Source organism: Streptomyces sp. NPDC006997 (genome assembly GCF_040635175.1).
GTDB lineage: Bacteria > Actinomycetota > Actinomycetes > Streptomycetales > Streptomycetaceae > Streptomyces.
In genome coordinates this window covers 1-24,883 of record NZ_JBEYHH010000010.1, presented here as the reverse complement: position 1 = coordinate 24,883, position 24,883 = coordinate 1, and the positions used below count along the sequence as shown (strand labels likewise).

General features: G+C 71.6%; 21 protein-coding genes. 16 read left to right on the top strand and 5 right to left on the bottom strand.

The features are described from left to right. Positions 1-21 precede the first annotated feature (21 nt). Positions 22-1,020, top strand: a complete 999-nt coding sequence (locus ABZ659_RS12120; RefSeq protein ID WP_360216976.1) for an aldose epimerase family protein — start codon at positions 22-24, stop codon at positions 1,018-1,020. An 85-nt stretch (positions 1,021-1,105) separates the two neighbouring features. Here ABZ659_RS12120 and ABZ659_RS12115 read toward each other — a convergent pair whose 3' ends face one another. Together ABZ659_RS12115 and ABZ659_RS12110 are read right to left on the bottom strand one after the other, a co-directional pair. Beyond that, on the bottom strand, positions 1,106-1,936 hold the full coding sequence (locus ABZ659_RS12115; RefSeq protein ID WP_360216973.1) for an EI24 domain-containing protein: 831 nt from the start codon (positions 1,934-1,936) through the stop codon (positions 1,106-1,108). A gap of 43 nt (positions 1,937-1,979) precedes the next feature. Beyond that, on the bottom strand, positions 1,980-2,417 hold the full coding sequence (locus ABZ659_RS12110; RefSeq protein WP_360216970.1) for a MarR family transcriptional regulator: 438 nt from the start codon (positions 2,415-2,417) through the stop codon (positions 1,980-1,982). Positions 2,418-2,522: 105 nt separating this feature from the next. Between ABZ659_RS12110 and ABZ659_RS12105 the strand changes: the two genes are divergently transcribed. After that, a complete protein-coding gene (locus tag ABZ659_RS12105) occupies positions 2,523-3,545 on the top strand; it encodes an NADP-dependent oxidoreductase (RefSeq protein WP_360216967.1) in 1,023 nt (340 codons plus the stop codon). A 39-nt stretch (positions 3,546-3,584) separates the two neighbouring features. On the opposite strand, the gene ABZ659_RS12100 is transcribed toward ABZ659_RS12105, so the two are convergent. Beyond that, positions 3,585-4,283: a hypothetical protein gene (locus tag ABZ659_RS12100; protein ID WP_360216964.1), complete on the bottom strand. Its 699-nt coding sequence runs from the start codon at positions 4,281-4,283 to the stop codon at positions 3,585-3,587. Positions 4,284-4,570: 287 nt separating this feature from the next. Here ABZ659_RS12100 and ABZ659_RS12095 point away from each other — a divergent pair, with 287 nt between their 5' ends. From ABZ659_RS12095 to ABZ659_RS12060, 8 genes are all read left to right on the top strand, one after another. Next, on the top strand, positions 4,571-5,737 hold the full coding sequence (locus ABZ659_RS12095; RefSeq protein ID WP_360216962.1) for a mandelate racemase/muconate lactonizing enzyme family protein: 1,167 nt from the start codon (positions 4,571-4,573) through the stop codon (positions 5,735-5,737). Next, positions 5,734-6,741, top strand: coding sequence for an alcohol dehydrogenase catalytic domain-containing protein (locus tag ABZ659_RS12090; RefSeq protein WP_360216959.1), 1,008 nt, complete (start codon positions 5,734-5,736; stop codon positions 6,739-6,741). The genes ABZ659_RS12095 and ABZ659_RS12090 overlap by 4 nt, the downstream gene beginning before the upstream one ends. Before the next feature lie 133 nt (positions 6,742-6,874). After that, positions 6,875-7,843 carry a hypothetical protein gene (locus ABZ659_RS12085; RefSeq protein WP_360216956.1) on the top strand — a complete coding sequence of 323 codons (969 nt, stop codon included), beginning with the start codon at positions 6,875-6,877 and terminating at the stop codon, positions 7,841-7,843. 132 nt (positions 7,844-7,975) lie between these two features. Further along, complete coding sequence (chvE, locus tag ABZ659_RS12080) at positions 7,976-9,085, top strand: multiple monosaccharide ABC transporter substrate-binding protein (protein WP_360216953.1); 1,110 nt, start codon at positions 7,976-7,978, stop codon at positions 9,083-9,085. Between the two features lie 60 nt (positions 9,086-9,145). Continuing rightward, on the top strand, positions 9,146-10,696 hold the full coding sequence (gene mmsA / locus ABZ659_RS12075; protein WP_360216950.1) for a multiple monosaccharide ABC transporter ATP-binding protein: 1,551 nt from the start codon (positions 9,146-9,148) through the stop codon (positions 10,694-10,696). After that, the gene (gene mmsB, locus ABZ659_RS12070) at positions 10,693-11,937 is read left to right on the top strand and encodes a multiple monosaccharide ABC transporter permease (protein ID WP_360216947.1); all 1,245 of its coding nucleotides are present in this window, start codon (positions 10,693-10,695) and stop codon (positions 11,935-11,937) included. Before mmsA ends, mmsB begins: the two co-directional genes overlap by 4 nt. Before the next feature lie 53 nt (positions 11,938-11,990). After that, complete coding sequence (locus ABZ659_RS12065; protein WP_360216944.1) at positions 11,991-13,142, top strand: aldose epimerase family protein; 1,152 nt, start codon at positions 11,991-11,993, stop codon at positions 13,140-13,142. A 116-nt stretch (positions 13,143-13,258) separates the two neighbouring features. Further along, positions 13,259-14,965 carry an aminotransferase class I/II-fold pyridoxal phosphate-dependent enzyme gene (locus ABZ659_RS12060; RefSeq protein WP_360216941.1) on the top strand — a complete coding sequence of 569 codons (1,707 nt, stop codon included), beginning with the start codon at positions 13,259-13,261 and terminating at the stop codon, positions 14,963-14,965. 189 nt (positions 14,966-15,154) lie between these two features. Here ABZ659_RS12060 and ABZ659_RS12055 read toward each other — a convergent pair whose 3' ends face one another. Continuing rightward, positions 15,155-16,162 (bottom strand): arabinan endo-1,5-alpha-L-arabinosidase, encoded by a 1,008-nt coding sequence (locus ABZ659_RS12055; protein ID WP_360216938.1) that lies wholly within the window; start codon positions 16,160-16,162, stop codon positions 15,155-15,157. Positions 16,163-16,376: 214 nt separating this feature from the next. On the opposite strand from ABZ659_RS12055, the gene ABZ659_RS12050 reads away from it, so the two are divergent. Next, positions 16,377-16,850, top strand: coding sequence for a carboxymuconolactone decarboxylase family protein (locus ABZ659_RS12050; RefSeq protein ID WP_360216935.1), 474 nt, complete (start codon positions 16,377-16,379; stop codon positions 16,848-16,850). 199 nt (positions 16,851-17,049) lie between these two features. Here the strand turns inward: ABZ659_RS12050 and ABZ659_RS12045 are convergent, their stop codons facing one another. Further along, positions 17,050-18,561, bottom strand: a complete 1,512-nt coding sequence (locus ABZ659_RS12045) for an alpha-N-arabinofuranosidase (protein WP_360216932.1) — start codon at positions 18,559-18,561, stop codon at positions 17,050-17,052. Between the two features lie 346 nt (positions 18,562-18,907). On the opposite strand from ABZ659_RS12045, the gene ABZ659_RS12040 reads away from it, so the two are divergent. The 5 genes from ABZ659_RS12040 (at position 18,908) to ABZ659_RS12020 (ending at position 24,509) form a co-directional block, all read left to right on the top strand. Then, complete coding sequence (locus ABZ659_RS12040) at positions 18,908-20,164, top strand: MAB_1171c family putative transporter (RefSeq protein WP_360216929.1); 1,257 nt, start codon at positions 18,908-18,910, stop codon at positions 20,162-20,164. A 98-nt stretch (positions 20,165-20,262) separates the two neighbouring features. After that, on the top strand, positions 20,263-20,763 hold the full coding sequence (locus tag ABZ659_RS12035) for a toxin (protein ID WP_360216926.1): 501 nt from the start codon (positions 20,263-20,265) through the stop codon (positions 20,761-20,763). Beyond that, positions 20,760-21,929, top strand: a complete 1,170-nt coding sequence (locus ABZ659_RS12030) for an MAB_1171c family putative transporter (protein ID WP_360216924.1) — start codon at positions 20,760-20,762, stop codon at positions 21,927-21,929. The genes ABZ659_RS12035 and ABZ659_RS12030 overlap by 4 nt, the downstream gene beginning before the upstream one ends. Positions 21,930-21,937: 8 nt before the next feature. Continuing rightward, positions 21,938-23,122, top strand: coding sequence for an MAB_1171c family putative transporter (locus ABZ659_RS12025; protein ID WP_360217481.1), 1,185 nt, complete (start codon positions 21,938-21,940; stop codon positions 23,120-23,122). Then, the gene (locus tag ABZ659_RS12020) at positions 23,112-24,509 is read left to right on the top strand and encodes an FAD-dependent monooxygenase (protein WP_360216921.1); all 1,398 of its coding nucleotides are present in this window, start codon (positions 23,112-23,114) and stop codon (positions 24,507-24,509) included. Before ABZ659_RS12025 ends, ABZ659_RS12020 begins: the two co-directional genes overlap by 11 nt. The last annotated feature ends 374 nt before the right edge of the window (positions 24,510-24,883 follow it).

The window sequence follows — 24,883 nt, the reverse complement described above, 5'->3', positions numbered from 1 at the left end:
CCGTGACCTAGGGTTTCGCTCATGAGTGGACTCTCCGGCACACATTTCGGCACACTTTCCGACGGCACCGAGGTGCGTAGTTGGACCCTGGAGCGCGCGGGCGTACGGGTCCGGGTCCTGTCGTACGGCGGGATCGTGCAGTCGGTGGAGGTGCCGGACCGCACCGGGCGCGCCGGGAACGTGGTGCTGGGGTTCGCTGACCTGGCGGGCTACGAGGAGCACCCGGGGCCGTACTTCGGCGCGCTGGTCGGGCGGTACGCCAACCGGATCGGGGGCGGCAGCTTCCCGCTGGACGGGCGGACGTACGAGGTGACCCGCAACGAGGGGCCGAGTTGTCTGCACGGCGGTGGGCGCGGTTTCGACCAGCGGGTGTGGGACGTCATACCGGACGGGCCGTACGCGGTGCGGCTGTCGCGGGTCAGCCCGGACGGCGAGGAGGGCTTCCCGGGGCGGGTGGAGGTGTCCGCGGTGTACGCGCTGGAGGAGTCCGGCGCGCTGCGGATCGACTACGAGGCGGTCACGGACGCGCCGACGGTCCTCGCCCTGACGAACCACTCGTACTGGAACCTGGGCGGGGTGGACGGCGGCCCGGAGAGCACCACCGGTCATGAGCTGCGGATCGACGCCTCCCGGTACACGCCGGTGGACGCCGACCTGATCCCGACCGGGGTGGCGGAGGTGGCGGGCACCCGCTTCGACTTCCGTGCGGCGCGGAAGGCGGGGTCGGGGTACGACCACAACTACGTGCTCGACAAGGGCGTCACGGAGGCCGCGGAGGAGATCGCCGAGCTGTACGACCCGGCGTCCGGCCGGGCGCTGACGGTGGCGACCACCGAGCCGGGGCTCCAGCTCTACACCGCCGACCAGGTGACCGGCCCGTTCGCCCCCGGGTGCGGTGTCGCCCTGGAGACCCAGCACTTCCCCGACTCCCCCAACCGCCCGGAGTTCCCGAGCACGGTGCTGCGTCCGGGTGAGGTGTACCGGTCCCGGACGGTGTACGGGTTCCGGGTGCGCGACTGACACCCGTCAGCCCTGGTCCGGCGGTCAGGTCACCGGACCAGGGCTGTGTCGACGGTAACGGGCGCGCCGAACCCACGGGCGGGGATCAGTCGTTGCGGGAGGGATCCCGTACCAACCCTTCACAAACGGCGGCGTCCTTCCCGTCCGGCTCGCCGGTGTCGCCCTCCTCGGTCTCCTCGCCCATCAGGTCGCGGGCCATGAGGGTGGCGCCCGCGACCGCGCCGGGCATCAGGAAGACGGCGACCAGCGGGACCAGGAAGGCCAGCCCGAGGGGCGTACCGAAGCCCCAGGCGAGCGGCTTGCGGGCGCGCAGCAGGGCGAGGCGCTCGCGGAGTTCGACGCCGCGCCGCTGGAGGGCGACGGCGGTCAGCTCCTCGGCGAGGAAGAAGCCGGTGACGAGGAAGCCGACGGCGGGGACGGCGGTCTGGCCGACGACGGGCAGGAAGCCGAGGGTGAACAGCAGCACGCCCCAGAGGGCGGCGCGGGCGAGGACGCGCAGGCTGTCCCGGGCGGAGATCCACAGTTCCCGGGCGAGCGGCAGTCCGGACTCGGGCGCGGTGCCGTCCGGGGAGACGTCCCGGTCGACCCGCTCGGAGAGGCTCTCGTAGAACGGCTGCCCGACCAGCAGGGTGACGGCGGTGAAGGTGAGGACGGAGAGCAGCAGGGCGAGGGCGAACAGCACGGCGGTGAGGAGGCCGCGGAAGAGTCCGGCCCAGGGGCTGGACCAGTCGTCGGCGAACGGGGTCGCCCAGGCGACGAGGTCCGCACCCCACAGCGCCAGGGCGGTCAGCGCCGCCGCGTAGAGCACCAGGGTGATCAGTCCGGGCAGCAGCCCGAAGCCGTAGCTCCTGCCGTGCCGGGCCACCCATCGCTGGCCTTTGAGGAGATAGTGGAAGCCCGCCCCGAGATCACGCATGACGCGACTCTACCGAGCCGCTGTCAGGGGCCGCGCGGGTGGTCTAGGCGTCGATCATGCGCTGGAGCAGGTCGCGTAGCGCGAGACGCTGTTCGTCCGTCAGGGCGGCCAGGGGTTCGCGGGCGAAGTCCAGGGACTCGCGCAGTTCCCCGGCGACCCGGCGGCCCTCGGGGGTGGCCGCGGCCAGTTTGACGCGCCGGTCGCCGGGGTCGGGGCGGCGTTCGACGAGGCCGCGGGACTCCAGGCGGTCGACTATGCCGGTGACGTTGGACGGCTCGCACCTGAGCCTGTTGGCGAGCTTGCGCATGGGCAGCGGTTCGAGGCTGAGGAGGCTGAGGAGTTTCGCCTGGGCGCCGGTGAGCGCGTGCGCGGCGGCGGCCTCCTCGTACTCGTCGTGGTAGCGGGCCACGACCGAGCCGATGAGGTCGACGACCTCCAGGGTGAGCGCGTCGGGGCGGCTTCGGGCGGGGGGTGGGGCCATGCTCTTCAGGGTACCTGCTTACTTGACATGCTGAAATGTTCAGGCGCATCTTTGTTTCAGGTACTGAAACAAATGCACCGCAAGCCATCCGGAGAGGCGCGTCTCATGTCCGACACCCCCACACTCCCCGCCGTCAGCCGCGAGTGGCGGCTGCTCAGCCGCCCCGTCGGCTGGCCGAAGCCCGAGGACTTCACCCTGGCCGAGGCGGAGATCCGGCAGCCGGGGCCCGGCGAGGTCCTGGTGCGCAACGCGTACCTCTCCGTCGACCCGTACATGCGCGGCCGGATGAGCGCCGCCAAGTCCTACGTCGCCCCTTACGAGCTGGGCAAGGCCATGCAGGGCGGCGCCGTGGGCGAGGTCGTCGCCTCCCAGGCCGACGGGATCGCGCCCGGCGACCACGTCCTGCACTTCGGCGGCTGGCGCGAGTACGCCACCGTGGAGGCGGAGCACGCCGTCAAGGTCGACCCGGAGGCCGCGCCGCTGTCGACGTACCTCGGCGTGCTCGGCATGACCGGCCTGACCGCGTACGCCGGGCTGCTGCGCACCGCCTCCTTCAAGGAGGGCGACACGGTGTTCGTCTCCGGCGCGGCGGGCGCGGTCGGCAGCCAGGTCGGGCAGCTCGCCAAGCTGAAGGGCGCCTCCCGGGTCATCGGGTCGGCGGGCTCGGCCGAGAAGGTGAAGCTACTGGTCGAGGAGTACGGGTTCGACGCCGCGTTCAACTACAAGGACGGCGCCGTCAGCAAGCAGCTGCGCGCCGCCGCGCCGGACGGGATCGACGTCTACTTCGACAACGTCGGCGGCGACCACCTGGAGGCCGCCATCGGCTCCCTGAACCGGGGTGGCCGGATCGCGGTGTGCGGGATGATCTCCGTCTACAACGACACCGAGCCCGCGCCCGGCCCGCGCAACCTCGCCCGGCTGATCCAGACCCGGGGCCGCATCGAGGGCTTCCTCGTCGGCGACCACTACGACCTCCAGCCGCAGTTCGTCTCCGAGGTGGGCCCCTGGGTGGCCTCCGGGGCGCTGAAGTACCGGGAGACGGTCGTCGAGGGCATCGAGAACACCCTGGAGGCGTTCCTCGGGGTGCTGCGCGGCGACAACACCGGGAAGATGATCGTCAAGCTCTGAAGGGCCTGAGGGCTCCGACGGCCGCCCGGCCTCCCCCGGTCACGTGCACCACCACAGGAACCGGTCGCACGTCCTGGTCGGCTCGGGCTCCGGGTCGTCGGCCGGGGGGTCGGTGGTCGGGGCGGGGTCGTCCGGGGCCGGGCGGGTGCTGGTGGGGGCGGGGGCCGTGGGGCCCGGTCCGGCGGTGGCCGTCTGGGCGTCCCGGGTGGGGGACTCGTCGGCCGACTCCCCGTCGCTCTCCTCGTCCTCGGGCGACGCGGACGCGGACTCCGACGCCGACGCGTCCGGGGAGGCCGAACCGGTGCCGGAGCCGGAGGGTGACGCGGCGTCGGCGTTCGTGGTGCCGGTCGCGGGGGCCTCCTGGTCGGCCGCGGCCTCCGCCGACGTGCCGCCGTCCGGCGAGGGGCCACCGGCCGAGGCCGGGCGCGGGGCGGCGCCCGGGGCGTCCAGGCCCAGCTCCGCCAGGCTCAGTGCGGCGGCGGCCAGCACGAAGCCGGTGCCGATCAGCAGGGCACGGCGTCGCCGTCGGCGGTGGGCGGCGGCTTTGCGGTCGCGGCGGCTCTGACGCCCGCCGGGAGGCGCGACCTCGGCCGCTCCGACCCGTTCGTCCTCGCCGGGGGCGTCCGGCTCGTCGTCGTACTCCGCCACCTCGGGCGGGAGCTGCTCGGCCGGGGCGCCGCACCCCGGGCAGGCGAGGGCGCCGTTCAGGTGCCGTCGGCACGGGTGGCAGTAGTCCATGACGCGGGAAGGCTAAGTTCCGGGCCGGTAGCTTTCCTAGTCGCCACGGTGAAGATTCTGTGCGGAACTCTTCGTTCCGGCGCGGGAGTTGAGGACAGGCCGGGCATCCGACACCTTCACCCCGAAAGCGAGTTTCGAAACCACTTTCGAAAGTGTCGAAACCGTTACGCGTTCGACCCATTGACACGTCCGCCAACCCCTCCTTACTGTCACGCCAGCATTTCGAACGTGTGACGATATTTCGAACAGAGCCAGCCAGAGCCGACGTTCACGAGGGGCAGCAAACCGTGCGCATCACCGGAATCAGCACACACGTCGTCGGGACGCCGTGGCGCAACCTGACGTACGTCCAAGTGCACACCGACGAGGGCGTCTCCGGAGTCGGCGAGACCCGGATGCTCGGGCACACCGACGCCCTCCTCGGCTACCTGAAGGAGGCCGAGACCAACCACATTCTCGGCTCCGACCCGTTCGCCGTGGAAGACCTCGTCCGCCGGATGAAGTACGGCGACTACGGGCGCGCCGGGGAGATCGTGATGTCCGGCATCGCCGTCATCGAGATGGCCTGCTGGGACATCAAGGGCAAGGCCCTCGGCGTACCGGTGTGGCAGCTGCTCGGCGGCAGGGTGACCGACAAGGTCAAGGCGTACGCCAACGGCTGGTACACCACCGAGCGCACCCCCGAGGCGTACCACAAGGCCGCGCAGGGCGTCATGGAGCGCGGGTACCGGGCGCTGAAGATCGACCCCTTCGGCACCGGGCACTTCGAGCTGGACCACCAGCAGACCCTGTACGCCGTCTCCCTGATCGAGGCCGTGCGGGACGCCATCGGGCCCGAGGCCGAGCTGATGCTGGAGATGCACGGCCGGTTCTCCCCCGCGACCGCCGTGCGCCTCGCCCACGAGCTGGCGCCGTTCAAGCCCGCGTGGCTGGAGGAGCCGGTGCCGCCGGAGAACCTCAAGGCGCTGGAGAAGGTCGCCGCGAAGGTGGACATGCCGGTCGCCACCGGTGAGCGCGTCCACGACCGGATCGAGTTCCGCGAGCTGTTCGAGAGCCAGGCCGTGGACATCATCCAGCCCGACGTCGGCCACATCGGCGGCATCTGGGAGACCCGGAAGCTCGCCGCCACCGCCGAGACCCACTACATGCTGGTCGCCCCGCACAACGTGGGCGGCCCGGTGCTCACCGCCGCCTCCCTCCAGGTCGGGTTCACCTCCCCGAACTTCAAGATCCTGGAGCACTTCAACGACTTCGCGGACGCGGAGATCAAGAAGGTCGTCAAGGGCGCGCCGCGGGTGGACCCCGAGGACGGCTGCTTCCACCTGTCCGACGCGCCCGGCCTCGGTGTCGAGCTGGACACCGACGCCGCCGCCGAGTTCCCGCAGCAGCAGGCCCGCTTCGACCTGTGGGCCGAGGGCTGGGAGCAGCGCAAGCCCAAGGGGACCGGCGCGTGAGCGGGGCCGCCGTCGTCGTCGAGGCGCCCGGCGCGCACCGGGTCGTCGCGCACACCCCCCGGCCGCCGGAGGCCGGGGAGGCGCTGGTGCGGGTGCATGCCGTGGGGATCTGCGGCAGCGACCGCGAGGTGTACCAGGGCAACCGGCCCGAGGGGTACGTCCGCTACCCGCTGACGCCGGGCCACGAGTGGTCCGGGACGGTGGAGGCGGTGGGCGCCGGGGTGCCGGGGAGCCTCGTCGGCCGCAAGGTCGTCGGGGAGGGGTTCCGCAACTGCCAGGTGTGCGACCGCTGCCACGCCGGTGAGACGACGCTGTGCACCGACGGCTACGAGGAGACCGGGTTCACCCAGCCGGGCGCGATGGCCGGCACCCTCACCCTCCCCGCGCGGCTGCTGCACGTGCTGCCCGACGGCGCCGACCTGACGGCGGCGGCCCTGCTGGAGCCCGCGGCGTGCATCGCGGCGGCGGCGCTGAAGGCCGGTGCCGTGCCGGGACAGCGGGTGGGCGTGGTCGGCACCGGGACGCTCGGCATGTTCGCCGTGCAGTTCCTGCGCGCCGCCTCCCCGGCCGAGCTGCTGGTCGTCGGCACCCGTCCGGACCGGGAGGCGCTGTCGCGGCGGTTCGGGGCGACGGACTTCCGCACGAAGGACCAGGAGCTGCCGGGCGACCTGGACGTGGTGATCGAGACCGCCGGGTCCGCCGACGCCGCCCGGACCGCCGCCGCCCTGCTGCGGCGCGGGGGGCGGCTGGTGCTGACCGGGATCCCGGCGCCGGGCGCGGACGGGCTCGACCCGACCGACCTCGTCGTACGGCAGCTGGAGGTGCACACCGTCTTCGGGGCGGCGCCGGACGCCTGGGCGCACGCCGTGCGGGTCTTCGGCGCCGGACTGCTCGACCCGGAGCCGCTGGTCACGCACGAGCTGCCGCTCACGGAGTTCTCCGCGGCCATCGAGCTGGTGGGCTCCGGTGACCCGAAGGTCGGCAAGGTGCTGCTGCGCCCCTAGCCGTACGCCGGTGCGGGGGCAACCTGTCGGCTCCCGCGCCGGCGTACCTCCAGGTCCACCCCAGGCCCTTACGAGCCTTCGCGCACCTCGTGCCGCGAACTTCGTCCGCAATATCGAACACGAAGGACAACTTGTGACCGACGCATCCGCCCCGGCGGCCCGCAGGCCCGGTGAGCCGGCGCTCACCACCCTCGGCCTGGGCGCCCCGGCCCTCGACCCCGCCGACGCCTCGCCGCACTCCTTCCCCGGCGGTGGCCGCTGGCGCACCGAGATCCCCTCGTGCGAGGGTCCCGAGGCGCTCGCGGTGGTCCTGAAGGAGTCCTCGCGCCTCGACGTGCCGATCCACCGGATCAGCCAGGGCAGCGGCGTGTGGATGCTCACCGACGCCGAGATCACCGAGATGGTCGAGGCGACCGCTGCCCGGGACATCGAGCTGTGCCTGTTCACCGGGCCGCGCGGCACCTGGGACATCGGCGGCTCCACCCGCACCGACTCGCGCGGCGCGGGCCTGCGGGCCCGGGGCCACGACGCGGTCGCCGGATGCGTCGAGGACGCCGTACGCGCCACCGAGCTGGGGGTGAAGTGCCTGCTGGTGGCCGACGAGGGCGTGCTGTGGACGCTGCACCGGGCGCGCGCCGCCGGGATCATCCCGGCCGACACCACGCTGAAGGTGTCGGCGCTGATCGGGCCGGTCAACCCGGCCGCGTACCAGGTGTACGAGCTGCTCGGCGCCGACTCGGTCAACGTGCCCAGCGACCTGACCCTGGACCACCTGACCGAGATACGCCGGGTCTCCGCCGCCCCGATGGACATGTACATCGAGGCGCCGGACGACCTGGGCGGCTACGTCCGGATGTACGAGGTCGCCGAGCTGATCCGGCGCGGCGCCCCGCTCTACCTGAAGTTCGGCCTCTCCAAGGCCCCCGGGATCTACCCGTACGGCACCCACATGCGGGACCTGACCCTGGACACGGCCCGGGAGCGGGTGCGGCGCGGACGGCTCGCCCTCGACCTGCTCGCCCGGCACGGGGCGGACGGCGACATGGCGCCGCTGGGTTCGCGGCTGCCGGGCCAGCTCAGCAGGTTCGACATCCCGGCATAACTTTCCGGAAACTTCCCTCCACAAAACGCGACACAGCTGCGCACAATCCAACACACCTTCTCGGCCGGACCTGTTCCACGCGCACGGCCGACGCACCGCCCTCCAGCCGCACACACATCAAGGATGATGACCATGCGCAACCGCCGAGTCTCACTCGCCGCCATAGCCACCGCCGCCTCCCTCGCCCTGACCCTGTCCGCCTGCGGCCAGGACAGCGAGGGCGGCAGCGAGGAGAAGAAGGGCAGCTCCGAGGACGCCACCATCGGCATCGCGATGCCGACCAAGTCCTCCGAGCGCTGGATCGCCGACGGCGACAACGTGGTCAAGGACCTGGAGTCCAAGGGCTACAAGACCAAGCTGGTCTTCGGCGAGGACGAGCCCGACCAGCAGGTCTCGCAGATCGAGAACATGATCACGCAGGGTGTGGACGCCCTGATCGTCGCGGCCATCGACAACAAGTCGCTGAACAACGTCCTCCAGCAGGCCGCCGACGCCGACATCCCGGTCATCTCCTACGACCGCCTCATCCTCGGCACCGAGAACGTCGACTACTACGCGTCCTTCGACAACGAGAAGGTCGGCGAGCTCCAGGGCAGTTACATCGTCCAGCAGCTCGGCCTGGAGGACGGCGAGAAGGGTCCGTTCAACATCGAGCTGTTCGCGGGCTCCAACGACGACAACAACACCCGCTACTTCTTCCAGGGCGCCATGAACGTCCTGCAGCCCTACATCGACAAGAAGCAGCTCGTCGTCCGGTCCGGCCAGACCGAGCTGACCCAGGTCACCACCCTGCGCTGGGACGGCGCCACCGCGCAGCGCCGCATGGACGACATCCTCACCAAGTCCTACAAGAGCGAGCGGGTCGACGCGGTCCTCTCGCCGTACGACGGCATCTCCATCGGCATCCTGTCGGCGCTGAAGTCCGACGGCTACGGCACCAAGAGCAAGCCGCTGCCGGTCGTCACCGGCCAGGATGCCGAGGTCGCCTCGGTGAAGTCGATCATCGCGGACGAGCAGTCCATGACGGTCTACAAGGACACCCGCGAGCTGGCCAAGGTCGCCTCCAACATGGTCGACGCGCTGCTCAACGACAAGAAGCCCGAGGTCAACGACACCAAGACCTACGACAACGGCTCGAAGGTCGTCCCGGCGTACCTGCTGGAGCCGGTCGCCGTGAACAAGGAGAACTACCAGGAGGTCGTGGTCGACTCCGGCTACATCAAGGAGGGCGACCTCAAGTAACCGGTCCCGAGTGACTGGTTACGCGTAACCGCCACCCCCTACTGATTGGAAGGCACGACCATGGCGGGACCCGTCCTGGAAATGCGCTCGATCGTCAAGACCTTTCCCGGCGTCAAGGCGCTGTCGGACGTCACGCTGACCGTCCGGCAGGGCGAGGTCCACGCCATCTGCGGGGAGAACGGCGCCGGCAAGTCGACCCTGATGAAGGTCCTCTCCGGCGTCCACCCGCACGGCAGTTACGAAGGGGAGATCCTCTTCGAGGGAGAGACCTGCCGGTTCAGGGACATCCGGGCCAGCGAGCAGCACGGCATCGTCATCATCCACCAGGAACTGGCGCTGGTGCCGTACCTCTCCATCGCGGAGAACATCTTCCTCGGCAACGAGCACGCCTCGCGCGGGTTCATCAACTGGAACCAGACCCTGCGGCACGCCACCGAGCTGCTGCGCAGGGTCGGGCTCGACGACCACCCGGAGACCCGGGTCGCCGACATCGGCGTGGGCAAGCAGCAGCTGGTGGAGATCGCCAAGGCGCTCTCCAAGAAGGTGAAGCTGCTCATCCTCGACGAGCCGACCGCGGCTCTCAACGACGAGGACAGCGGCAAGCTGCTCGACCTGATCCTGGAGCTGAGGAACCAGGGCATGACGTCGATCATCATCAGCCACAAGCTCAACGAGATCCGCAAGGTCGCCGACTCGGTGACCATCCTGCGCGACGGGCAGACCATCGAGACGCTCGACGTGAAGGCCGCGGAGACCACCGAGGACCGGATCATCAGCGGCATGGTCGGCCGCGACCTGGAGCACCGCTTCCCCGAGCGCACCCCGCACCAGCCGGAGGAGGGCGCCGCCCCGGCGCTGGAGATCCGCGACTGGACCGTGCTCCACCCCATCGACCAGCACCGCAAGGTCGTCGACGACGTCTCGCTGCACGTACGGCGCGGCGAGATCGTCGGCATCGCGGGCCTGATGGGCGCCGGGCGCACCGAACTGGCGATGAGCGTCTTCGGCCGCACCTACGGCCGGTACACCGGTGGCACGGTCCTCAAGGACGGCAAGGAGATCCGTACCAGGTCCGTCCCCGAGGCGGTCGGGCACGGCATCGCCTACGTCACCGAGGACCGCAAGCACTTCGGCCTCAACCTCATCGACACCATCAACCGCAACATCTCGCTCAGCGCGCTGGGCAAGGTCGCCAAGCGGGGCGTGGTCGACGAGCACGGGGAGCGGCAGGTCGCCGAGGGCTTCCGCACGTCCATGAACATCAAGGCACCGACCGTCTTCGAGCCGGTGGGCAAGCTGTCCGGTGGCAACCAGCAGAAGGTCGTCCTCAGCAAGTGGATCTTCGCGGGCCCGGACGTGCTGATCCTCGACGAGCCGACGCGCGGTATCGACGTCGGCGCCAAGTACGAGATCTACACGGTCATCGACCAACTGGCGGCCCAGGGCAAGGCGGTCGTCTTCATCTCCTCCGAGCTGCCGGAACTGCTCGGCATGTGCGACCGCATCTACACCATGGCCGCCGGGCGGCTCACCGGTGAGTTCACGCGGGCGGAAGCCTCGCAGGAAACGCTGATGCGTCAGATGACGAAGGACAAAGAGGTAACGCGATGAGCACCGATGTGACCGCCAAGACCCCGGCCCCCGCGCCGCCGGGCAGGAACGGCGGCGCCACCGGCGGTGGGCTGCTGGGCCTGGTCCTGGACGGGATGCGCCGCAACATGCGGCAGTACGGCATGTTGATCGCCCTCGGCCTGATCGTGGCGCTGTTCGCGGTGTGGACCGACGGCGACCTGCTGCTGCCGCGCAACGTCTCCAACCTGGTCCTGCAGAACAGCTACATCCTGATCCTCGCGATCGGCATGATGCTGGTCATCATCGCGGGCCACATCGACCTGTCGGTGGGATCGCTGACGGCGTTCATCGGTGCCGTGGCCGCCGTGTTCATGGTCAGGAACGACATGCCGTGGCCGATCGCCGTGGTGCTGTGCCTGGCCATCGGCGCGGTCGCGGGATCCGTCCAGGGCTTCTTCATCGCCTACGGCGGCATACCCTCGTTCATCGTCACCCTCGCGGGCATGTTGGTCTTCCGCGGCCTCACCGAGATCTTCCTGGAGGGCCAGACCCTCGGCCCGTTCCCCAAGGGCGAGCAGAAGGTCGGCAACGGCTTCCTCCCGGAGGTCGGCCCGGACACCAACTACCACAACCTGACGCTGCTGCTCGGCATCGTGCTGATCGCCGCGGTGGTGTTCCAGGAGGTCCGCGACCGCAAGCGCCAGCAGGAGTTCTCCCTCGACGTCCTGCCGCGCAACCTGTTCCTCCTCAAGCTGGTCGCCATCACCGCGGCGATCCTCACCGTCACCATGCTGCTCGCCAGCTACAAGGGCACCCCGATCGTCCTGCTGGTCCTCGGCGTGCTGGTGGTCGGCTACAGCTACGTGATGCGCAACTCCATCTTCGGCCGCCACATCTACGCCATCGGCGGCAACCTCCCGGCGGCCAAGCTGTCCGGGGTCAAGGACAAGAAGGTCACCTTCTACGTCTTCCTGAACATGGGTATGCTCGCGGCCCTGGCGGGACTGGTCGTCGCCGCCCGCCTGAACGCGGCGTCTCCGAAGGCGGGCCTGAACTACGAACTGGAGGCCATCGCCTCCGCGTTCATCGGCGGCGCGTCCATGAGCGGCGGTGTCGGTACCGTCCTCGGCGCGATCATCGGCGGTCTCGTCCTCGGCGTGCTGAACAACGGCATGAACCTCCTCGGCGTCGGCACCGACTGGCAGCAGGTCATCAAGGGCCTCGCCCTGCTGGCCGCGGTCGGCTTCGACGTCTGGAACAAGCGCAAGGTCGGTTCGTAAGTCGCTCGGGCCCCGCCGGATGGCGGGGCCCCACCTTTTTGGGAGAGCCGCACATGGAACTGAACAGACGCACGGTCATCGCAGGAGCGGCAGCCGCCGGGATCACCGCGGTCGCGACAGGGGGTACGGCACACGCGAAGGGCGGTGGCCGGGCCCCGGTGAAGTCGCTGTTCGGCACCCTCGCCGACGGCACCGAGGTCCACCGCTGGTCGCTGGCGAACGGCGGCACCCGGATGAAGGTCCTCTCCTACGGCGGCATCGTGCAGTCCCTGGAGATCCCGGACCGCCGCGGCCGGTACGCGAACGTCTCCCTCGGCTTCGACACCATCGAGGAGTACGTCGCCTCCAGCCCCTACTTCGGCGCCCTCGTCGGCCGCTACGGCAACCGCATCGGCCAGGGCCGCTTCACCCTCGACGGCACCACGTACCAGCTCTCCGTCAACGACGGCGACAACAGCCTGCACGGCGGCGAGAAGGGCTTCGACAAGCGCGTCTGGGACGTCGAGCCGTTCACCCGCGGCACCGACGTCGGCCTCGTCCTGCGCTACACCAGCGCCGACGGCGAGATGGGCTACCCCGGCACGCTGCGCACCAAGGCGACGTACACCCTCAACCGGCACGGCGACTGGCGCATCGACTACGAGGCGACGACGGACAAGCCCACCGTCTGCAACCTCACCAGCCACGTCTACTACAACCTCGCGGGCGAGGCCAGCGGCACGATCTACGACCACGAGCTGTCGATCGACGCCTCCCGCTACACCCCCGTCGACTCCGGCCTGATCCCCACCGGCGAACTGGCGCGGGTCGCGGGCACCCCCTTCGACTTCCGCCGCGCCAAGCCGGTCGGCCGCGACATCCGCGTGGCCCACGAGCAACTGCTGTACGGCAAGGGCCTGGACCACAACTGGGTCCTGGACAAGGGCAGCACCAGGCGCCCCGCGCACGCCGCCACCCTGCGCGACCCGTCGTCGGGGCGCACGATGCGCATCGCCACCACGGAGCCCGGCCTGCAGTTCTACTCCGGCAACTTCCTCGACGGCAGCCTCGTCGGCAGCGGCGGCACGGTCTACCGGCAGGGCGACGGACTGTGCCTGGAGACCCAGCACTTCCCGGACTCCCCGAACCAGCCCGCGTTCCCGTCGACGGTGCTGCGGCCGGGGCAGACGTACCGGACGACGACGGTGCACTCGTTCGGCGCGTGACCCGTCCGACGTGAGGACGCCCTTCCTCCACGTCGGTTGAACGGCGCCCCACCCGCCTCCGTACTCCTGGGTGGCCCGTGCTCCCCCGCACGGGCCACCCCGAACCGGAGGCTCCCTTGGCTGACAACGTCACCTCGTTGTTCCGCTCCACGGCGGCGCACAGCCCTTCGATGGCGGCGCTGACCCGGGAGAGCGGCGGGGACGGCGCCGGTCCGGTGGACTTCTGCATCCCCTGCAACCCGTACTTCCCCACGTCCGCCATGTTCGACGACATGGCGGGCAGGCTCCGCGACATCCTCACGTACTACCCGAGCGGCGCCGACACCATCACGGCCGAACTGTGCGGCCTGCTCCAGCTCCCGCCGCAGTGCGTGGCGATGGGCAACGGCTCCACGGAGCTGATCACGTGGATCGACCACCTCCTGGTCCGCGAGTCCCTCGCCGTCCCCGTCCCCACCTTCGGCCGCTGGACCGACCAGCCCATGGAGACCGGCAAGCGGGTCGACATGTTCCCGCTCCAGGAGTCCAGCGGCTTCGCCCTCGACCTCGCCCGGTACGCCGAGTTCATCCGGGCCCGCGGCACGCGTGCCGCCGTCCTCTGCAACCCCAACAACCCCGACGGCGGCTTCCTCCACCGCCACGCCGTCGTGCAGTTCATGGACGCGATGGCCGACCTCGACCTGGTCGTGGTCGACGAGTCGTTCCTGGAGTTCGCGGACGCGGAGGCGGAACCGTCCGTCGTGCGGGAGGCGATGCTGCGCCCCAACGTGATCGTGCTGCGCAGTCTGGGCAAGAACTTCGGCCTGCACGGCATCCGCTTCGGCTACCTGGTCGCCAACCCCGCCCTGGCGGGCCGGATCCGCTCGACGCTGCCCAGGTGGAACCTCAACTCCTTCGCCGAGCACGTCGTCTTCATGCTGAAGGACCACGGCACGGAGTACGCCCAGAGCCTCCAGCAGGTCCGCCGCGACCGCCTCGACATGGCGAACCAGCTGGCGGCCCTGCCCGGTCTGACGGTCTACCCCTCCCAGGGCAACTTCCTCTTCGTCCGCCTCCCGGTGGGCGCGGAGGGCACGGTCGTCCGGGACCGGATGCTCACCGAGCACCGCGTCCTGGTCCGCGAGTGCGGCAACAAGATCGGCTCGTCCAGCCGCTTCCTGCGTCTCGTGGTACGCCCCCAGGTGGACGTGCGTCGCCTGGTGTCCGGCCTGGAGCAGGTGCTCTACGGGACCAGGAGGGGAGCCGCCGTGCCCGAGCTGGACACCGGGACCGGCTACAGCTCGGGCACGGCGGCGGTGGACCGGCTGATCGGGGCGACGAACGGGGCGGGGGCGCGGAGGGCGCAGTCGGCGCCCCCGTCGGTACCGCGGGCGGTGCCCCAGCCGGTGCCGAAACCGGCGGTGCCCCAGCCGGTGCCGCAACCGGCTTTGGCACAACCGGCGTTGGCGCAGTCGGTGCCGCAACCGGCGGTGGCGCAGGCGTACCCGCAGCCCTACCCGCACCAGACCGCTCCCGCGCCCGCGCCCGTTCCCCAGACCTACCCGCAAGCGGTGCCGCAGGGGGTCCCCCAGCCCGCCCCCCACCCTGCGGCACCGCGTCCCGCCGCCGCCCAGCAGCCGGTACCGGCCCCCACACCGGTACCGGCTCCGGCGGCGGCGGTGACCTCCCCGACGATGACGCCCGGCGTCCCCGCCCGCGGCGGTCTCACCGCCGCCCAGGTCCGCGGCGCCACCTCCCCCACCGACCTGACGGCGGCCCCGGCCACCGGCTGGCCGGGTCCGGGCGGCTGGCCGAACGCGGCGGGGATGGGGCAGACGGGCTGAGCCCACCACCGCGCTCCAGCCGGGGCCCGTGAACGTTACGCGGCGGGGACGAGGCCGGGCGTCGCGCCGCGCCCCCTCCGTCGTGGGGTCACGCGGGGGTCAGGCACCACTGCTGGCAGGCTGCCGCACCAGGCGGCGCTCGCGGACGGCTGTCCGAGGCTCAGCGCGAGCAGGAGGCCGCCACCAGGATCAGTACGCGACGGGCCATCCGCTGCTCCAGTCCAGGAGGTTGATGCCGAGCTTGGGCGTGCCGTTCGCGGCGCCGTCGTAGTAGTGGTAGACGATCAGGTCGCCGTCGACGTCGGACATGATCGACTGGCCGCCGGGGCCGATGGTGTTGCCGTGCGACTCCAGGACCGGGGTGCCGCCGTTGTTCATCAGGGCGACGCCGTTGCGGTCGTAGTAGGGGCCGGTGACGCGGGTGGCCCGGCCCACCTTGACCTTGTAGGTGGAGCTGGTGCCCGCGCAGCAGGTGTCGTACGAGGCGAAGAGGTAGTAGTAGCTCCCCCGCCTGACGACGAAGGGGGCCTCGACGGCCTTGGTGCCGGTGGGGCGGGAGGCGAGCGAGTAGCGGGTGGTGTGGGAGCCGAGCTGCTTCCCGGTGGACGGGTCGATCTGGATCATCTTGATGCCGGTCCACCAACTGCCGAACGACAGCCACCACCTGCCGTCGACGTCGACGAAGAGGTTGGGGTCGATGGCGTTGTAGTCGCTGGAGGAGGACGACGTGTAGACGATGCCGTAGTCGCTCCAGCTGCCCGGCTGGCCGGTCGTGGAGCCCGCCAGGCCGATGGCCGAGGTGTTCGAGCCGAACGACGAGACCGAGTAGTACATCAGGTACTTGCCGCCGTGGTACGAGATGTCCGGGGCCCACGCCTCCGGTACGGAGGAGTAGCGCGACCACCAGCCGGGGCGGCTGCCGAACGCGTCCCGGCCGGCCGCGAAGGCGATGCGGTCGCTGGACGTCTTGCTGCTGATGCCGCCGCCGGTGGCGTAGAGCAGGTACTGCCCGGAGGACGTGCGGATCATCGACGGGTCGTGGGTGACGACCGAGCCGGTGACGTGGCCGGGGTTCGGGTACGCCGACGCGCTGCTGGGGACCAGCGCGAGGACGACGGCCGCGGGGACGGCGAAGAGCGCGGTGCGCAGTGCTTTCCGCCGGGAGCGGGGGGTGCGCGGTGTGGGGGTGCGGCTCACGGGAACGCTCCTGTTCGTTCGTCATTTCGAACAACGGTCGTTCTGTCGGACGGAACCTAGAATCGAACCCTGTTCGCGTCAATCCTTCGCGCACCCACCCCCACGCGTCTCCCGTCGTCGGCGGTGCGGCGTAGGTCACAGTGGGGCGCCGTCACACTCGGCGGAGACGGCGGGTCGTAGCGGTGTAGCCACGCACAAGGAAGAGGAGACCATCGTGGAAGCCCGTCTCGACCTGTTCGCGAACCCCGTCCTCGCCAAGTTCATGCGGAGCATCAACGCCGCGGGGAGGGCCGTGACCGGCTCGGCCCTCCCCGCCGCGACGCAGGAGTTGGTGAAGATCCGGGCCAGCCAGATCAACGGCTGCGGATTCTGCACCGACATGCACAGTAAGGACGCCGCGCACGCCGGGGAGACCTCGGTGCGGCTGAACCTCATCGCCGCCTGGCGGGAGGCCACCGTCTTCACGGACGCCGAGCGCGCCGCCCTGGAGCTGACCGAGCAGGGCACCCGGATCGCGGACGCGGCCGGCGGGGTCGGCGACGAGGTGTGGGCCAACGCCGCCAAGCACTACGACGAGGAGCAGCTCGCCGCCCTGGTGGCCCTGATCGCGGCCATCAACACGTACAACCGCCTCAACGTCCTGATCCGCCAGCCCGCCGGGAGCTACGAGCCCGGCATGTTCGGCTGAGCCCGGGGCCCCGTGCCGCCGGGGCCGGTGGCCCACGTCGGGTTTCCCCCCTCCGCCGGTTCCGCCGCCCGGCGCAGGACGGGCCCGGGAGGGTGGAGTTCCCGTACCGCCCGCACCGCGTGGTCCGCCCGTGCCGGGATCCTCATGCCGCCATCGTCCGGTGCGCCGGGGGACCGCGGCGCACCGGACGGGCGCGGTATCAGCTCATTCGGATCACGTTCCAGGACAGCGGCTCCAGTACGGCGGTCAGCGCGCCGTCCGTCAGGGCGGTGCCGTCCACCGGGTGCGGGGCCACCCGCTCGGGGTCGTCGAGGGTGTTGCGGGCGTCCGGGTCGGCGTCCGCCAGCGCGCTGTGCTCGACGACCTCCGTCAGGTCCAGGCCGTTCAGCGCGACGCGCAGCGGCAGCGCCTCCGTGCGGCTGCGGTTGACCGCGAAGACGGTGACCGAGCCGTCCTCGGCGCGTACGGCGGTGGCGTGCAGCAGGTCGGTCTCGCCGTACTTCGCCGTCTCGTACGTCGGCGAGTCCACGCGGACGTCGAGCACCTCGCCACGGCCGTACCGCGAGGCCTGCGCGAACGGGAAGAACGTCGTCTGCCGCCACGCCGGGCCGCCCGGCTCCGTCATGATCGGCGCGATGACGTTCACCAGCTGCGCGAGGCAGGCGACGGTGACGCGGTCGGCGTGCCGCAGCAGCGCGATGAGGAGCGAGCCGAAGACGACGGCGTCGGTGACGCTGTAGCTGTCCTCCAGCAGGCGGGGGGCCTCCGGCCAGTCCAGCGGGTGGGTCCGCGAGTCCTCCTGGAAGCGCGTCATGTACCAGACGTTCCACTCGTCGAAGGAGAGGTTGATCTTCTTCTTCGACTTCAGCCGGGCGCCGACGTGGTCGCAGGTCGCGACGACGTTCTCGATGAACGACTCCATGTCCACGGCCGAGGCGAGGAAGGAGTCCACGTCGCCGTCGTGCGGCTCGTAGTAGGCGTGCAGGGAGATGTAGTCGACGAGGTCGTACGTCTCCCGCAGGACGGTCGCCTCCCACTCGGCGAACGTGTCCATCGACTGCCCGGAGCTGCCGCAGGCGACGAGTTCCACGGACGGGTCGATCTGGCGCATCGCCCGGGCCGTCTCGGCGGCGACCCTGCCGTACTCCTCGGCGGTCTTGTGGCCGGTCTGCCAGTCGCCGTCCACCTCGTTGCCCAGGCACCACAGCCTGATGCCGAACGGGTCCTTGTCGCCGTGGGAGCGGCGCAGGTCCGACAGGCGGGTGCCGGACGGGTGGTTGGCGTACTCCTGGAGTTCGATGGCCTCGGCGACGCCGCGTGTGCCGAGGTTGACGGCCATCATGGGCTCCGCCTGCGGGCCGACCTTCCTCAGGAACGCGATGTACTCGGAGAGGCCGAAACGGTTCGTCTCCGTGGTGCGCCAGGCGAGGTCGAGACGGCGGGGGCGGTCCTCGACCGGGCCGACCGAGTCCTCCCACTGGTAGCCCGACACGAAGTTGCCGCCGGGGTAGCGGATGGCCGTCACGCCGAGCTCCCGGACGAGCGCGAGGACGTCCTGGCGCAGGCCCGCCTCGTCGGCGGTGGGGTGCTCCGGTTCGAAGACGCCGGTGTAGACGCAGCGGCCGAGGTGCTCCACGAAGCTGCCGAAGACGCGGGGGTTGACTTCGCCGACGGTGAAGGCGGGGTCGAGGGTGAATCGGGCGGTGCGCATTGTTTCCTTTCGGAGGGGTCCGTTCTTGTCCGCGGGTGCGTGGGGGCTGGTCAGGCGGTTACCCGCGCCGCCCCGGCCGCGCGGGGGCCATCAGGCCGCCCACGGCCGTGAGTAGTTGCCTGCGATTCAGGCCAGGTCGCCCCATTGCCTGCCCTCATTGCTCTCATGGTTCGAGATTTCGAATCCCGCCCGTAACTTCGAACGGGACCGTAAGGTCAAGGCGGGCGGCCGTCAATGGATCGGACAGAACTTCGAGGAACCCGAGCCGACCCGGTCCCTCCCGGACACCGGCCCGCGTACGCTCGTACGGCCGCCGTTCGACGGTCGGCGGTCAGAAGGGGGGCCGATGGAGTTCGCGGGCGCGCTGCCGACGGCCCAGGACCCCGCCGCGTTCCTCAGCGGGTTCTACACCTCGTTCTGGTGGGTGCCCGCCGGTGTGCTGGCCGTGGCCCTGGCGCTCAAACTCCCCACGATCATCCGGCTCTGGGACGACCCGCTGCTGCGCGCGGTCGGCGGTCTGCTGCTGCTCGCCTGCGCGGTGTTCGTCTTCGTCGCGCCCTCGACGATCGCCTGGGTCAACCGCGTCACCGGCGTCCCCAACATCTCCGCGCCCTGGGTGTACTCGCTGCTCACCGCGTACTCCGGGGCCTGCCTGTGGCTGATCACCGCCTGGCGCAACGGACTCTCCGAGCAGTCCGCCACCACCCGCCGCACCCGGCGCCGGGTCCTCTCCGCCTACTCCGGCGTCATCGTCGCGCTGTGGGTGCTGTTCGCCCTCGCCGAGGTGCCCGACGAGCGCCTGCGCGACCTGGACACGTACTACGCCACCACCCCGTTCATGCGCGAGGAGATCCTCCTCTACCTGCTGGCGCACACCACGGCCGCGCTGGTCACCTCGAAACTGATCTGGAACTGGATCCGCGCCGACGGCCTCGACGCCTGGCTGCGCGGCGGACTGAAGTTCCTCGGCCTCGGCTACGCGCTCAACCTCGTCTTCGACGCGGTGAAGCTGACCGCCGTGGTGGCCCGCTGGACGGGCCGCGACCTGGACTGGCTCAACATGAACGTGGCCCCGCCGGTGGCCTGCCTGTCCGCCGTACTGATCGCGGTCGGCTTCATCCTGCCGCACGCCGGGCAGTACCTGCACGGCCGCTGGCGGATCCGGCTCGCCCACCACCGGCTGCGGCCCCTGTACGCGCTGATGTGCCGCGCCACCGGCGACCGCGTCCCCCTCGTGCTGCGCGCCAGCCCCGAACTGCGCCTGACCCGACGCGAGACGTTCATCCGCGACGCGCTGCTGCCGCTCGCCCGGCACGTCGACGGCGACCTGCGCGCCCGCGCCCACGCCGCCGCCCTGGACCTCGGCTTCCCGCCCGGGCAGGCCCGCGCCCTCGCCGCCGCCGTGGCGGTCCTCGACGCCGTCGACGCCGGGCCGCGCGCCCCGGACCACACCGACACCCCCTGGGACGTGGACCTGCTCCGGGAGATCGGCGCGGTCTCCCACGCCCTGCGGCGGCCGGACGACATCCGGGCGGTGCGCACCGGAGCCGCCCGCACCGCGACCACCCGACCACCGCGCACCGAACGACCCGTCACCGAATAGCCCCGTCACCGAATAGCCAGGAAGGTGGCCCGGGCCACACCCGTCTTGGCATAGTGCACAAGTGACCGCGCACAGACCGGCCGAGCAGGGAGAGAAGGGTGCGTACGAGGAAGGAGATGCGTCGCCTCGCTGACGTCCTCATCGACCCCATACGGGTGCCGGTACCGGCCGACCCCGAGGTGCTGTTCGAGGCGCTCGTCGCCTCCGTCAGCGCCTGGCGGGGGCGGGAGGTGACCGTGCACCGGCGGGCGTTCCCGCCCCACACCGCGAGCGGACTCTGGCTGAAGCGGGACACGCACGACGACGTCGTCGTCGACGAGCGGGCCGCCGTATGGCACCAGATCGTCATCTTCTGCCACGAGGTGTGGCACATGAACAGACGCCCCGCCGCCCCCGACCCCGCCCGACCCCATCTGGTCGCCGCCCGCACCGACTTCAGCCTCTCCGAGGAGCAGGAGGCGGACCGCTTCGGCATGTTGATGGGCCGTCGGCTGCGCACCTGGCTGGACGCCTCCTCCGACTGCACGGACGACGACGACGCCCAGGACCTCGCCGGACGCATCGGCGCCGCCCTCAACTACCGCGGGACCCGAAGATGAGCGGCCTGATCAACTACGTCAGCTGTACGGTCCTGTGGCTCGCGGTGCTGCTCAAGGCCCCGGACCTGCTCCGGCACCGCGCCGACCCCTACCTGCGGACCATCTGCGCGGTCCTGGGCCTGGCCGGGCTGTGCTTCTTCCTCGGGGCACCGCCGAGCGTCGGCGCCATCAACGACCTGGGCGGCGTCCCCAACCTGGCCGCGCCGCTCACCTACGCGGCGATCACCGCGTACTGCGCCGCCTCCCAGGTCCTGGTCGTCTACTGGCGCGGCGGCACCCGGGTGCACCGCACCGCACGCCGGTGGATCCTCGCCTACGCCTGCGTACTCGTCGGCATCGCGGTCATGTTCACGCTCGGCGAGGCGCCCGTGGAACGCCGTACCGACCTGGACACCTACTACGCGACCACGCCGTTCATCGCCGAGATGATCGTCCTCTACCTGGTCGCGCACCTCACCGCGGCCGGCGTCACCACCTTCTCCGCGCTGCGCTGGGCCCGCCACGTCGACGGCTGGCTGCGCGTCGGCCTGGCCGTCCTCGGCATCGGGTCGCTGTTCAACTGCGGCTACAGCGTGAGCAAGCTGGTGGCCGTGGCCGCCCGCTGGTCCGGCTACGACTGGTCGGCGCTCGGCACCACCGTCGCCCCCGCCGCCGCGGGCCTCGGCGCCCTGCTCACCGTCACCGGCGTACTGCTCCCACTCGTCGCGCCCCGCGTCGCCGCCTGCTACCGGGCCCGGCGCACGTACGCCCGGCTCGCGCCCCTGGAACGCGCCCTGGACGACCTCCTCACCCGCCACTGCCTGCGCCTGCCCCGCCCCCGCCCGGCGTCGCCGGTCACGCTCCTCATCTGGCGCCAGACCAGCATCCACAACGCGCTGAACCACCTCGACGCCTACCTCGACCGGTCCCTGTACGACCGCACCCTCCAGGCCGCCCTGGACACCACCGGCGACCCGGCCCGGGCACGGGCCGCCGCCTGGGCCACCGCCATCACCACCGCGGCCCGCGCCGACGCCCACCACCCCGCGGCCACGCCCGCCGCCGACCGGCTCCCGGACCAGCTGCCCGACCTCGCCCTCATCGCCGACGCCCTGGCCGCGGCACCCCCCGTCACCCCCGCCGCCCTCCGGGTCCCGAGCGGCACGACCACGACGGGCGGCGCATGAACCAGACCATGAGCTACGTCGTCTACCTGGCCGCCGCCGCCCTCGGCCTCTCCGGCGTCCTGCTGTTCCGCCGCCCCCGCAACCCCCTCGTCCTCTCCACCTCCGTGGCGATCACCCTCGGCGCGCTCGTCTTCCTCTGCTCCGCCCCCCTGACCCTGGCCGCCGTCAACGACCTCACCGGCATCCCCAACTTCGGCGCGCCCCTCACGTACGGCATGATCACCGCGTACAGCTGCGCCCTGCTCATCCTGCTGACCCACTGGCGCGGCGGGTCCCGCGCCCGGGTTCGGCGTCTGGTGCTGCGCAGCGTCGCCGCCTACACCCTGCTCGTGGTCGCGATCATCGTGCTCTTCGCCCACGCCGACGCGGACACCGAACGCCTCCGCGACCTCGACACCTACTACGCGAACACGCCGTACATGCGGGAGATGATCCTGCTCTACCTGCTCGGCCACAGCGCGGCGACCCTCGTCATGGCCGCCGTGTGCGTCCGGTGGGCGCGCGAGGTGACCGGGCTGCTCCGCACCGGCCTGCGACTGATCGTCCTCGGCGCGATGGTCGACGTCACCGGCTTCCAGCTGGCCAAGTACACGGCCGTCGCCGCCCGCTGGACGGGCCACGACCTGGACACCCTGTCCACCAACGTCGCCCCGCCGATGGCCTCCCTCGCCGGGCTGCTCTGCGCGGCCGGTTTCGTCCTCCCCCGGCTGCTGCCCTCCCTCACGGCGCACTGGCGGGGCCTGACGGACTACCGCCGCCTCACCCCCCTCTGGTCCCTGCTCCGCCACGTCTCCACCTCCCCCAAACCCCCCACGTCCTGGTGGGACCTCCCCCCGACCCGGCTGCACTGGCGGGAGGTGTGCATCCACGACGCGCTGCTCGCCCTCGCCCCCTACTTCGACGACCGGATCCGCGCCCACGCCCACGCCGCCGCCCTGCGCGCGGGCGCGTCCCCGCACCAGGCGCGCGTCACGGCCGAGGCGGCGATGGTCACCGACGCCGCCCGCCGGGCCGCCGCCCGCGAGGCGCCCCTGGACCGGCCGAGCGCCCACCGCCTGCACGCCACGGAGGCCTCCGGAACGAGCGACCTGGTCGAACTGTCCCAGGCCCTGCACCACCCCCTTCCGCCCGCCGCACGTCGTGAGGACACGGCACGGACCACACCGGAACCAGAGGAGCCCCATGTCGCGTAGAGCTGTCGTCATCGGCGCGGGCCTGGGCGGCCTGCTGGCCGCGGCGGCCCTGTCCAGGGCCGTGGACGAGGTGACCGTACTGGACCGCGACGCGTTGCCGGAGGGTCCCGAGCACCGCAGGGGCGTCCCCCAGGGCCGCCACGCCCACCTCCTCATGGCCGGTGGCCTGACCGCCATCGAGTCCCTGCTCCCGGAGGCGGACGTCCGCAAGCGTCTCCTCGCCGCCGGGGCGCACGAGGTCTCCCTCAGCTCGGGCGTGCTCTCCCTCACCGCCGAGGGCTGGCTGCACCGCTGGCGCCGCCCCGGCCCCCACCTGCTGACGTGCAGCAGGGCGCTGCTGGAATGGGCGGTACGGGACCTGGTGACGACGCACACCAAGACAGTGATCCGACAGGGCACCGTGACCGGCCTGCTCGGCAGCGCGGACCGGGTCCGCGGCGTACGGCTGGACGACGCCACGGACCTCCCGGCGGACCTCGTCGTCGACGCCAGCGGACGCGGCTCGCGTGCCCTGACCTGGCTGGACGCCCTGGGCATCCCCCCCGTCACCACCCGAACCGTCGACTCGGGACTCGTCAACGCGACCCGCGTCTACCGCGTCCCGCGAGGAGCGGAACGTTTCCCCCTGACGGTCGTCCACGCCAACCCCCACCTCTCCCGCCCCGGCCGCAGCGGCATGGTCCTGCCCATCGAGGGCGACCGCTGGATGGTGAGCCTCGCGGGCACCCGGGGCGCGGAACCCCCCTCCGACCCCGCCGCGTTCCTCCAGTACACCCTCGACCTGCCCGACCCCATCGTCGGACGACTGATCTCCGGCGCGGAGCCCCTCACCGACGTGCACGTCAGCCACTCCACCAGCAACGTCCGCCGCTACTTCGAGAAGGCCCCGCGCTGGCCCGAGGGCCTCGTCGTCCTCGGCGACGCGGTGGCGACCTTCAACCCCGCCTACGGCCAGGGCATGTCCGTCGCCGCCCTCGGCGCCCGGGTCCTCGCGGACGAGGTACGGCACTCCGCCGCCGACGCGCCCGGGCTCGCCCGGCGGGTCCAGCGGGGGGTGGCCCGGTCGGTGGAGACGGCGTGGTCCAGCGCGGTGAGCCAGGACGTGCTGTATCCCGACGTACGGGGCGGCAGCCCCCGCCCGACGGACCGCCTCGTCACGGCGTACTCCCGCCGCCTGATGCGCGCCGCGGCGGGCTCCTACAAGGCGGCGTCGGTGCTCTGGGACGTCACGAGTATGCGCGGCGGCCCCACCCGCGCCCTCCACCCGGACGCCCTCCTCGCCACCCTCACGGGGCCGCTGGTACGCCCGGCGACGGAGGCTCCGCTGACGCCGGATGAGCGGAGGGTACTGGCGCTGCTTGACCGCACGGGGGCTGTGGCTGGGTAGGCGGTGTCCCCCGGCACTGGTGGGCGCCGGGACTCAAACGGTGGGACCCCCATCGCCCCAGCGGCACGACTGCCCGCAGCTGGGGCGGCAGACGACGACCCGCAGCGAGGGCGGATCTGGGCGACGACCCGCAGCGAGGACGGATCTGGGCGACGACCCGCAGCGAGGACGGATGTGGGCGACGGCCCGCAGTCGCCGTACGACGGAAGGGGACGGGTCGGGGGGTGTCCGCCCGCAGTGGTTCGCGCGGAAAACCCCGCACACCCCGCACCCCACAGCCCGCGCGGTTCCGAGGACGGACACCCCCCGGCGCGGCCCCCCCCCCCCCCCCCGCCGGCCCCCCGACCCCCCCCCCCCCCCCCACAACCCCCGGG